General features: G+C 45.4%; 10 protein-coding genes. 2 read left to right on the forward strand and 8 right to left on the reverse strand.

Annotated elements, in window-relative coordinates; all coding sequences use genetic code 11:
• Positions 1-188 precede the first annotated feature (188 nt).
• Genes B4K11_RS07275 through B4K11_RS07290 form a run of 4 tightly spaced genes read right to left on the reverse strand, consistent with a single transcriptional unit; the run spans position 189 to position 5,510 of the window.
• Entirely contained in the window at positions 189-983 is a 795-nt protein-coding gene (locus B4K11_RS07275; protein ID WP_272965381.1) for an alpha/beta fold hydrolase, read from the reverse strand.
• Between the two features lie 9 nt (positions 984-992).
• Positions 993-2,351, reverse strand: coding sequence for a DUF1302 family protein (locus B4K11_RS07280; protein WP_272965382.1), 1,359 nt, complete (start codon positions 2,349-2,351; stop codon positions 993-995).
• Positions 2,348-3,142: an outer membrane lipoprotein-sorting protein gene (locus B4K11_RS07285; protein ID WP_272965383.1), complete on the reverse strand. Its 795-nt coding sequence runs from the start codon at positions 3,140-3,142 to the stop codon at positions 2,348-2,350. Before B4K11_RS07285 ends, B4K11_RS07280 begins: the two co-directional genes overlap by 4 nt.
• Positions 3,117-5,510: an efflux RND transporter permease subunit gene (locus B4K11_RS07290; RefSeq protein ID WP_272965384.1), complete on the reverse strand. Its 2,394-nt coding sequence runs from the start codon at positions 5,508-5,510 to the stop codon at positions 3,117-3,119. Before B4K11_RS07290 ends, B4K11_RS07285 begins: the two co-directional genes overlap by 26 nt.
• Positions 5,511-5,623: 113 nt before the next feature.
• On the opposite strand from B4K11_RS07290, the gene B4K11_RS07295 reads away from it, so the two are divergent.
• On the forward strand, positions 5,624-6,049 hold the full coding sequence (locus B4K11_RS07295; protein ID WP_272965385.1) for a MarR family winged helix-turn-helix transcriptional regulator: 426 nt from the start codon (positions 5,624-5,626) through the stop codon (positions 6,047-6,049).
• A gap of 287 nt (positions 6,050-6,336) precedes the next feature.
• Here B4K11_RS07295 and B4K11_RS07300 read toward each other — a convergent pair whose 3' ends face one another.
• The 4 genes from B4K11_RS07300 to B4K11_RS07315 form a co-directional block, all read right to left on the reverse strand.
• Complete coding sequence (locus B4K11_RS07300) at positions 6,337-6,909, reverse strand: carboxymuconolactone decarboxylase family protein (protein ID WP_272965386.1); 573 nt, start codon at positions 6,907-6,909, stop codon at positions 6,337-6,339.
• A 44-nt stretch (positions 6,910-6,953) separates the two neighbouring features.
• Complete coding sequence (locus tag B4K11_RS07305) at positions 6,954-7,796, reverse strand: SDR family NAD(P)-dependent oxidoreductase (protein WP_272965387.1); 843 nt, start codon at positions 7,794-7,796, stop codon at positions 6,954-6,956.
• Positions 7,797-7,829: 33 nt separating this feature from the next.
• On the reverse strand, positions 7,830-8,045 hold the full coding sequence (locus tag B4K11_RS07310) for a tautomerase family protein (RefSeq protein WP_272969334.1): 216 nt from the start codon (positions 8,043-8,045) through the stop codon (positions 7,830-7,832).
• A 595-nt stretch (positions 8,046-8,640) separates the two neighbouring features.
• On the reverse strand, positions 8,641-9,264 hold the full coding sequence (locus B4K11_RS07315; protein WP_272965389.1) for a CGNR zinc finger domain-containing protein: 624 nt from the start codon (positions 9,262-9,264) through the stop codon (positions 8,641-8,643).
• A 129-nt stretch (positions 9,265-9,393) separates the two neighbouring features.
• On the opposite strand from B4K11_RS07315, the gene B4K11_RS07320 reads away from it, so the two are divergent.
• On the forward strand, positions 9,394-10,014 hold the full coding sequence (locus B4K11_RS07320) for an FMN-dependent NADH-azoreductase (RefSeq protein WP_272965390.1): 621 nt from the start codon (positions 9,394-9,396) through the stop codon (positions 10,012-10,014).
• The last annotated feature ends 158 nt before the right edge of the window (positions 10,015-10,172 follow it).

The following is a 10,172-nucleotide window of genomic DNA, read 5'->3' on the forward strand; positions in this document are numbered from 1 at the left end:
CAGGTGGTACCTCTAAGTTATTTTTTTCACAAATGAATTACGCAATTGAAATCAATCTGCAATTGCGTTCGATAGTGGAATACAGAATAACAGGGTCCTGCTGACACCCTCTGTCAGTGTTCTTGACAGCGTTCAGGCCAAAACAAATTTTCTGGGGTAAGGACTATTCCTGCCCTTGTGCTTATTATTTACGTTTCATTCATCAAGCTAACAACTTGATTGACAGTATCAAGGTCTGCTAGAAGCCTTCTGTGCCCTAGTCCATCCGATATATGAAGTCGAGCTAGGGACATTTCATTGGCTAGCGTCTCCGCTTCAGAAATTGGAACTTCTTTATCCCTGCAGTCATGAACTATTAAGGTACGCATATTCAAAGTGGAACCCATAACATGCCCTTCAAAGTCCGAGGGAGGAACCCCTACCAGTTCTGTGATTTTACGAAGAAACAGCTCTGTCCCTTCGGCAGACAACTTTACGAGCGCACATGCTCGGCGCAAGTGAGACTCAACCGATACAAGTGGCGCAAGCAGTACGATTCTGCTACTGACCACTCCCTTAACGGAGGCGTGCAGAACAGCATTTGCGCCTTGGCTATGCCCAATCATGGTATGAAATGCGCCAAATTCAGAGCATGCGGCCTGAATAGCATTTGAAAAAGATAGTGGGTCCGCACGAAGTGCATGAGACCTCCCATGCCCGGGCATTTCTAAACCAACCAGTTTGAACCCCGAGTTACGCGTTGCTTCGATAACTTTTGCAAACTGACTATAACGCCCTTCAAAACCATGGGCGAGCAGAACAGGAGGGCCATCACCCCATACAAGAGCCCATGAGCCATCTAATAACTCGATGCTCTCGGTCGGCTCGGGAATAGACAGCTCCCATGTTTTTCTCTCCCCCTCACGTACAGAAAATATCTGGCTGAGAAGACCATCCGTAGCCGTGTTAATATCAAGTGAAGATAAATCTGGGTATGTGCTCATGTTAACCTCCTAAAAACCATACTCAAAACCGAGTGTAATTCGGTCAGTTTGATCAAACTGACCATAAATTCCATTGGTAGTACCGTAGAAAACATCAACGCCTGCACTCAGGGTAACTGAGCTGGTTAACTCGTAATTAGCCGATACTTGCAGTACGCCATCGCCTTGATTCAGATCCTGAATCAATAATCCTTCGACTCTAATTGTGTCGTTACGTAGTTCTCGTCGAGCCAAAAGCGTTAATGTGCCGGTTGCTTGGTCTCGGATAGCGCCATTAGGATTATCAGGTAGTACGCTCAAAAAAAGCTGACTACTAAAGAGCGTGTCGGCGTTGACTTGATAATCTAGCCCGATAACACTGCTTAGTTCGGAGCTTTTAGCAACGCCATCTTCGTCAGTTGGATCGTTGATTAATACGTATCGGTTTGTCGCATAGCCCAGTTCGGCACGTAAGGTAAATTTACCGAAGGCGTTTGAAGCTGAACCACCTATGAGCAAGGAGCGTTCATAGCGCGGAGCAATGAACAGAGTGCCGTCATCAGCAAGTTGCTGACTGATAACAGGTGCATCGCTATAAGAGTAAAGTCCATTTAACGACCAGTCCCAGCCATGAGAAAAGCCTGTTAAGCGGATGCCATAATCATCGTCGGTAATTAGGCGATTGGGTCGATTTCCTTGTACAGCTTGAATCGGCCCTGAAAAGTCGGTCGGTGGACTCGGAACCAGCAAGGGTGATGTTGGTCGAAAGGTGCCAGTAGAAGGAACTTCGTTATAAGTGTGATCAGGTATCCAAAGAAATTGAACCGTTACTGATCTGAAACTTCGTTCAAGATTGGCCATCCATAACGGAATTCGCCTATCCTCAAAGTTTCCCAGAGTAAATTCGCGAAAGCTCAGAGGATTAACTTGATCGAGAACTCGAAGACCGTCAGCTTGCCCCCAGACGACTTGTTGTTTTCCTAAGCGGAAGAACCAATCACCTGCGTAGATATCCGCATAGGCTTCACGAAGCTCGGCATCTAGATTATCCACGATAAATGCGCGCCTGTTCCAATCTGACCTAGCAGCAGATTGAGCCCCTGGATCGCCGGGCTCTATTTGGTCCTGAGTATCACCCCGCAGGCGGCCAAGAATTCGAAAACTAATGTTCGGCGTTAACGTACCCGCTAGCTCTGGCTCGAACTTTACTTCGCCTAGTTGCATATTGCCATCACGAGTCTCAACTGCCACCCGCGAAGATAGCGTCCCCCTATACTCGATATCCTGAGAAAAAGCCTTACCGGGCGGGAGTACCACCACGGCAAGGAATGCTCTAAATAAAGGAGAGCCAAGGTGTTGAAGTAACGTTGAACGACGATACCGAATCATAGACCGCGCCGTAAACGCGGCTGACTAAAAAGACTTTCTGGCACTTCAGTCGTGTAGTCAGTATTCAAAAAAGTGATCCGAGAAGAGTGTCCGGTTTTGTGATTTTCTACGAAGATCTGAGTTGTCGTTAGATAGCCGTCTATGGTTTCAACGCCTTCTAGGATGGCAGTCCTTGCATGGTTACCATTTTGGTCATAGTAATCGGTTTTTCGACTCATCCAGATTTCTGGATCGATACGCCAAACAACATGAGACAAACCGAGTTCATCTGATATGTCATCGGATAGAGGTGTGCCTTCAACGATTAATAATTCACGCCCGTCAATGATTTCGGCACCCTTCGCCTCAAATCGATAGTCTTCTGACTCGATTTTTTGTTCTTTCTTTATTTCTTCATAGGTAAAGTCCGTTCCAAGAAAGTAGTCACCTCGATCAGATGCTGAAATTCGACGTACTTTCCTAAGTGCTGGAAGGTACAGCCATTGATCATCATCAATCGCAGGGTCGGCATAATCGTATGTTAGAAACCCTGTCCCACGCACGCGTGTTGGCTCAGTGTAGAATATAATCGTACGCTTTTCGTCTCCAAAATAGCGCCGATAAGCAATCGTTTTTTCCGTCCGTGTTTTTCCAGATCGATCAGTTAGCTCAATTGAAAACCCTCGTGTGACGTAATTTCCATCATCACGTGCATTCATTTGAGCGACAATTTCATCTCCGGTCAGAGTGTCTTGCGCGATGGCAGGTAAGGCCAAACAAGTCATACTAAGTAGGCTTATGATTAAACGCATTTGGTTTCTCCTTTGGTTTCGGTGCTAGAAGGGCGCGGGGCTTGAACAGTGTGACAAGTGCGGGTAACAGGGTGACGGACGCCAGAAAGGCCACTGAAACCGCCACCGCAACCAGGCCGCCAAACTTGACCAATGGAGGTACTTCGGACGTCATTAGAACACCAAACCCTCCGGCCACCGCTACAAAATTGAAAAAGAGCGCTCGTCCAGTTTCTGGATAGAGGTCTATTAGGGCATCAGCATCTAACCCTTTGGTGCGACCAATTTCACGAAGTCGATCAAGGGCGTGGATAGCAAAGTCTATGGACAACCCAATGGCTATCGCTGCGAACATGGAGGTGCTCACACCTAATGGGATGCCAGTGAATCCCATGACGGCATACACGAGCAATATAGCAAGACCCACTGGAAGAGCTGCAAGTAGCCCTGATATTGCTGAGCGGAATACCAACATTGCGGTCAACGTGACTGCGACAAATGACAGAAGAATCGAAAATAATGTCGACTGATCGATGCCTTGTATCCAGTAGTAGCTGACAGTGACGCGCCCCGTTACGGTCGCCTTTACAGTTTCATTGTTGAACACGTCCTTCACGTATTTTTCAAGAGCAGGTACAAGTAATTTATTGTTTGTGTATCGGCCTTCTTTTATTTGCGCGCGAACCAGAGCTTGCCGGTGGTCTGAGTCGATCTCTTCTTCGAAATCGGTTGGGTCGGCACTCGCTCCATACAAAAAGAAGAGTTGAGCAATAAGGTCGGCGTTGTCTGGAATTGTGTAGAAGGCGGCATCTCCGTCATTTACGGAGCGGTGCAATTGCTTTACGTAGTCGACAATAGAAGTGGTCCCCCCAACGCTCGGCAAGGTTTCTATATAGTCTTGAAGCGCTTCAATACGTTGCAAGGTTTCAGGATCGTATAGACCGCCTGCACTTTGAGTTTCAACGAGAATATCGAGATTGTAGATACCATCGGTCGTGGAATTAATAGCCTTATCGGCCATGTAAACAGGTTCAGTGGGGCGAAAGTTTTCTATTCGATCCTCATCGACGACAACTTGCATTGCGCCGAACACTGCTACTGTAAGTATGACTACACTCAACCCAACCACGACTTTTGGGGCACCTAGGACTGTTCGGCCTATACTCGTCATCAATCGTTCAGAAAAACTCGCTCGCGTAAGCCCAGACTTAAATGGGAGGGGTATGCGTTTGGTTGGCCAAATGGTTAGCAGAGCGGGTAAAAGCGTCAGCGAATACATCCAAGCAAGAGCAACGCCCAGTGCGCCGAATAGACCAAAGGCCTGAATAGGAGGCATAGTTGAGCTGGCGGAAAGCGCGAGAAAACCCGCAATAGTTGTTAAACTTGTCAAAGTTACTGGACGCCACATTTTTGAGACAGCTAACTTGACCGCAGCTTTCTTATCTATATCCGGGTCGTCCCTTAGGATACTGTAGTATGCCGATAGGATGTGGATGGAATCAGCAACCGAAATGCCAATGAGGTTAACCACTAATCCATTGGTGATGACATAAAATGAAGTCCCAGATGCCGCCATCAACCCGAAACTCCCTAATACGGTTGCAGCCACCACGACGTTAGGCAGAATGGCCGCCCGCAGGGATAAGAAAGCCAGTAGCAGCACAATCGTGATAATGACTCCGGCGAGTGGGTTTAATCTACTGGCGTCCTTATCAATGTAAGTCGATAAATAGCCAGCTACTGCACCTTCTCCTGCAATGTGAATTTCAGTACCTTCCGGAACCACAGCCTGACTAGCAATGTCTACGACCGCGTCATAAGTAGCTTGCGCGTCGTCTTCATCTAAAATTTCAGCAATAATAAGGGTGGCTGTACCTTCTCGGCCGACCAGGCTCCCTTGATAGAGGGGAAATTCACTGATCGCTTCCCGAATTTCGGAAGCTCGCTCGGTGCTACCCCTAGCCCCTTTGAAATGTTCTGTTTTTTTATCTAGGAAACCCTCAACAATCAGCCCATCTGGGGTTCCGACAATATTATTTTCAGTGGCTAAGCTAACAACACGATCAGGGTCAACTTGTTTTAGCTCTTCAATCTTAGAGGTCAGACTTTCAACCAAGGCAAGATTATCTGTATCGAATACGCCGTTCCCACCTTTATTAATGACGGCAACGACAATTGGGTCAGTCAGGCCAAACACCTTTTCAACTCGTTCCTTATAAATGAGAGCTGGAGATTCTGGGTCGATAAATGCGTCCGCCGAAGTGTCCTTGGTTAGCGTCGGAAGCGAGAACGCCGTTGCTCCGATGATGAGTGTGGCAGCAATAATCACAAGCCAACGAAGGCTTAACATTCGATCAACGACTCCTTGTTTTTTGGGTATGGATTCCATAATTTGCACCTTATAAATTCACATTAGCGTGTATATACACTACAAATAGTGCATATACACGCTTGGAAAGTCAAGGCCAATCCTGTATATCTACCCTTATGAACGACAAATTAATGATTAAAAGCATTACAGGGCGCTGTCTGGCGGTCCGAACACTTAGCGCAGCAAGGGCAATTAGTCGGCGCTACGACACTGCTTTGCGCCCAGTTGGCTTAACGATTACTCAGTTCACTTTACTTGCCGCGATAGCACAGACACGCCCCAACTCAATTAGCGAAATAGCTGAAAGGCTTTCAATGGAACGCACCTCGCTCACCAGAGGCGCTAAGTTGCTTGAAGCGAGTGATCTTATCGAGCGAAGTGGAGAGGCGGGAACCCGAAAGCGGGCTTTACGAATTACCGATAAAGGGCTATCGCTACTGCGAGAAGCCTACCCGTTGTGGGAGAAAGCGCAGCTGGAAACAGAGGCGCTGCTTGGCGATGAGATCGATGAAACAAATCGTTTTCTGAATCTGCTAAGAAATGGCCCTTTGTCTTAAACAAGATGGCGGTCTTACTAGCGCTCACCCATTCCTAGTTTAGGGTCTAACGAACTAAACCAAACCGGTTTCTTTCTAAAAAAGTAACCTTGACCCCAAGTGTTTTGGCTTAAAACACTTCAACATTTTTCAGCGCCAAATACGAATTCCAAACCGAGCATCGAGATTACTGAGTTGGAAGTGGACAAGATAAGAACAAACATCTTGAGCCACTTACGTAGCTTCCATCACCTGTTTCGTACGAACCTTTGATGTCTTTTAAATTGATGGAATGTGCGGAATAGCTTTTATTCCGCTTTCTCGCGTACCAGGGGTTTCTCCCAACGCTTGTGCTGCACCTCTTTATCAAGTGGAGTACCGGCAATGGAGTTTGTGTAATTACTGATTAACTTTATGGAGAGCGCTAGAATTACCTCTAGCGCCTGCTGGTCTGTATAGCCTATGTCAAAAAAATCTTGTAATTGAATTTGCGAAGCCTTCCCACGGTTTGCGATTAGGCAGCGTGTAAAGATGCTCAAGGCATCATGCTTTGGATTCGAAAGTGTTCCGCCACCTCGTAAAGCGGTAACATCTTCTTTGCTGAGACCGCTTTGCTCTGCCAAAATGGTGTGCCAAGGTACACAATAATCACATTCATTTTCGTAATTAGCGGTCATGTAAACAACCTGACGCTCCTGCTCGTCTAATGTGGAGGTATTAAATCCATCCCACATAAACGTATAGCCGGCAAGCAATTGAGGGCTTAATGCCATCACTTTTTCAACATTAGGGATCATGCCAAAATTCGCTTCGGCTTTTTCTAGCCACTCAACGGAATTTTCAGGAGCTGTATCTTTTTCTAATAGTGGAAAATATGTCATAGATAAAAGGCCTTTCTGTAGTTTTTAATTTAATCGCATTGCTTCTAAACGGGAGCTTTCGGTGATTGTGGTGCCGATTTTTTGTGTTTTTCATACGAACGTGCGGCGTTTCCAATTAAAAAACCAAATAATTTTACGGGCCATGAACGGGGAATTAAACGATTTTCCCAAGCGTAAAATTTATTGATAAAGCCGGATACAACACTCATTTTATTACCAATATTTCTTAACCCTATACGCGCTACGCTACGTGGGTTTTGAGCAATCATAGGCAGTAATTTTGGGTTAACCTTCAGACCTGCGGCAAAGGGTGTTGCGGTAAGCCCTGGGGAAAGTGTTAAAACGTCGATTCCTTTCTTTTTCATTTCAAGCGTTAATGCCTCACCTAGGGTCAGAATATAAGCCTTGGTGGCAGCGTACGTCGCAAAGTGTGGGATTCCTTGGTACGCAAATAAGCTTGCTACCAGAATAATTCCAGAATGCTCGCGTTTTTCCATGCGTTTGCCAAACATATGGGCTAGCTGTGTAGGGGCATCAATATTAAGTTGCATCATGGCCTGTAAAGATGAGTAGTTTTTATCTAAAAATAATCCCATTTCATCAACGCCCGCAGCAGGGATTAATAGACCAATGTCTAGGTCGTCAACAGCATCATAAACCGCTTGTACAGCATCCTCCTTTGTAAAATCTGCCAGAATAATGCGTGTTTCGACAGCGTGTTTCGACGTGATCTCCTGGGACATTTGTTTTAGTGCCTCTTCCGAACGCGCAACAAGGGCCATGTTAAATCCTTGACTAGCGAGTTCTCGCACAAACTCTTTACCAATGCCTGATGACGCACCTGTAACCAGTGCCCAGCCACCATATTTTTTCTTTAAATTCTTCATGCTTATCTCCACAAAATTAGAACATTATGCGATTCAATCGGCCATCATTTTTTGCACATCGTCCAGGCTTAGTGCGTTTCCAGCGACGCCCCAGTGGCCATCCTTGATCTCTTCGATCACGACCCATGTTGCGGGCCTCAGCTTTTCACTCGTAAGTCGAGTGACAGTGTTTGTAATTTCTTCTATTAGCTTTTTTGATTGGGCTTGATCTAGCTCATCTTCAAAAACTTTTACTGTGATTAAGGGCATATGTTTTTCCTTTTTCAAATTAGTAACCTCTTAAGAGTTGATTTGATGGTTTCATAAATCAAAGTAACCTGTCAACATTTATTTAGATGGTTACCTTCTGGTGTCGCTACCAGAAAGTGAGGAAAGTGTTCAGATGAAGCTGATCTTTGATTGCGAATTAGGCGCCATTGGGCTTCCTGAGCTCGACTTCTGAGCCATTAGGGATACGATCAATGGTAATTACCTTGAGTGTTTCGAGGGGGGGGGATGATGAACACCTTGTTGGATTGCGGAGTGTCGAATGGCCGGTATCAGACGGGAATTTAAGGCGTTCTAACAGTCTCTGACACTTCGACCTAAAGCAGAGAGAGAAAATGGCGTCTACGAGAAAACACACTTGAGGCTTTAGGGAGGCCAAGCACACGACTAGTTGATGCTGAACCTTCTCTGTGTGACATGGGGATTCAGAAAGATTCTTACGAATGTCAAGAGGAACGCGTTTCACGGGGTGTACCGTGATGAGTTAAAAAACGACCTAATCAGTCATATTGATTATCAAGAATTGAGCCGACTAGATGATATTTAAGTTAATGTCCAAATGCATTTAATGCAAAATTCAGCTGGATCGTTTTTTTCGCGCTCTAAACGCCGCAGCTTTGGCGCGATTGCCGCATACACTCATGGTACACCATCTGCGAGTATGGTTTTTGGTCTCATCTAGATAGAAGAGGTTACACGTAGGCCCTTCACAGTTTTTGATGTATTTAAAGTTCTGGTTGCATACCAAATCCGCTATCGCGTTTGCTACAGGTAATAGCAAATCAGCGTGGCTGCGCCAATGGATAAATGGAGTTAACTGCACATGAGAACCTTCGCCAGCAAAACTCACTTGGCTATATTGTGAGCCTTGGGCGAGAATTTGATTGATCGGTTGAAGCTCGGCCATATCAAATTCTGTCAGTTCATTGCCTGCGTATGACGAAATAAAACCTCTGAACCACTCCCGCAGTGACCTTGCACTGTTACAAGCAGCTTCTAGTTCTGCTGTTGAAAATTGCGTGGATAACGCTTTTTTCTGATCTCCTGAAATTGCCTCAGCGGCTTCTAACCAATCCAATAAATCAGTACCTCTACTTAGCCATTCGATTTCTTTTCCCCAAGGAGCCGTTCGAGTGCTCAAAAAGTCTAAAGCCATGTGATCGGATACAAAAAAAGGAGCAGGTCTTGTTGTATTCGTCAAAAGTTCAATCCTTATTTAAAAAAACACATAGTAACCCTTAAAAATAAGTTTGATAAGTTATTTGTTTAATAGTAACCTTCAAATAATCTTTTAAAAGGTTACTATAAAATTCGTCAAAAGGATTAAGTTATGACTAAATTACTATACATACTCGCTTCACCTAGAGGTGAATCATCACAATCCAATCTGCTTGCTGAAGCATTCATTGAAGAGAAGCGAGCTTCAGATTCAGAGTTAGTCGTGAGCACGCTCGATTTATGGAAGGCAGATCTCCCTGAATTTGATGGGGATAAGGCGGCTGCGAAAATGACCTTTTTCGGAGTTGGCGATATGGATGATGGCTTAAAAACTGAGTGGACGCGTATCGAAGAGATTGCAGCACAATTTATGGATGCCGATCATATTGTATTCGCTGTTCCTATGTGGAATGGGGGAGTTCCGTATAAGCTCAAGCAATATATCGACATTATTACTCAGCCAGGATTACTTTTCGGGTTCAGTCCAGAACAAGGCTACTTCGGCTTGTTAGAAAACAAAAAAGCGAGTGTTTTTTATACCTCTGGGGTATTTTTCCCAGGCGCTGAAGCAAAATACGGCAGTGATTTTCACTCGACCTACGTATCTTGGTGGCTGAACATGATCGGGATTAGCAACATAGAGAGCGTATGCCTTCAGCCATCCCTTGTAACCTCTGATCCTGAGCAGGATTTTCAAAGTGCATTGAGCAAAGCTAAAAATCTAGCTCTCTAGCTGTGCTGTAAAAAGCAGAGGCGAGCCTCTGCTTTTTTGCTTTAAGTGTTTATCAGTCGCAGTGCATCACGATTAATACGAAATGCAGGTAGCTCTTCTCCATACGCTCGCCGTAGACCTTCTTCCGAAAAACCAGCTTTAACAAGGACTTTGCGTGA

Source organism: Neptuniibacter sp. UBA6509 (assembly GCA_002435145.1).
Classification (GTDB): Bacteria; Pseudomonadota; Gammaproteobacteria; order Pseudomonadales; family Balneatricaceae; genus Neptuniibacter.

Excerpts from the sequence above, each read along its gene's own strand:
- B4K11_RS07310 (WP_272969334.1), bottom strand. The coding sequence starts at position 8,045 with ATGCCCTTAATCACAGTAAAAGTTTTTGAAGATGAGCTAGATCAAGCC.
- B4K11_RS07280 (WP_272965382.1), bottom strand. The coding sequence starts at position 2,351 with ATGATTCGGTATCGTCGTTCAACGTTACTTCAACACCTTGGCTCTCCT.
- B4K11_RS07275 (WP_272965381.1), bottom strand. The coding sequence starts at position 983 with ATGAGCACATACCCAGATTTATCTTCACTTGATATTAACACGGCTACG.
- B4K11_RS07295 (WP_272965385.1), top strand. The coding sequence starts at position 5,624 with ATGATTAAAAGCATTACAGGGCGCTGTCTGGCGGTCCGAACACTTAGC.
- B4K11_RS07285 (WP_272965383.1), bottom strand. The coding sequence starts at position 3,142 with ATGCGTTTAATCATAAGCCTACTTAGTATGACTTGTTTGGCCTTACCT.
- B4K11_RS07320 (WP_272965390.1), top strand. The coding sequence starts at position 9,394 with ATGACTAAATTACTATACATACTCGCTTCACCTAGAGGTGAATCATCA.
- B4K11_RS07305 (WP_272965387.1), bottom strand. The coding sequence starts at position 7,796 with ATGAAGAATTTAAAGAAAAAATATGGTGGCTGGGCACTGGTTACAGGT.
- B4K11_RS07290 (WP_272965384.1), bottom strand. The coding sequence starts at position 5,510 with ATGGAATCCATACCCAAAAAACAAGGAGTCGTTGATCGAATGTTAAGC.
- B4K11_RS07300 (WP_272965386.1), bottom strand. The coding sequence starts at position 6,909 with ATGACATATTTTCCACTATTAGAAAAAGATACAGCTCCTGAAAATTCC.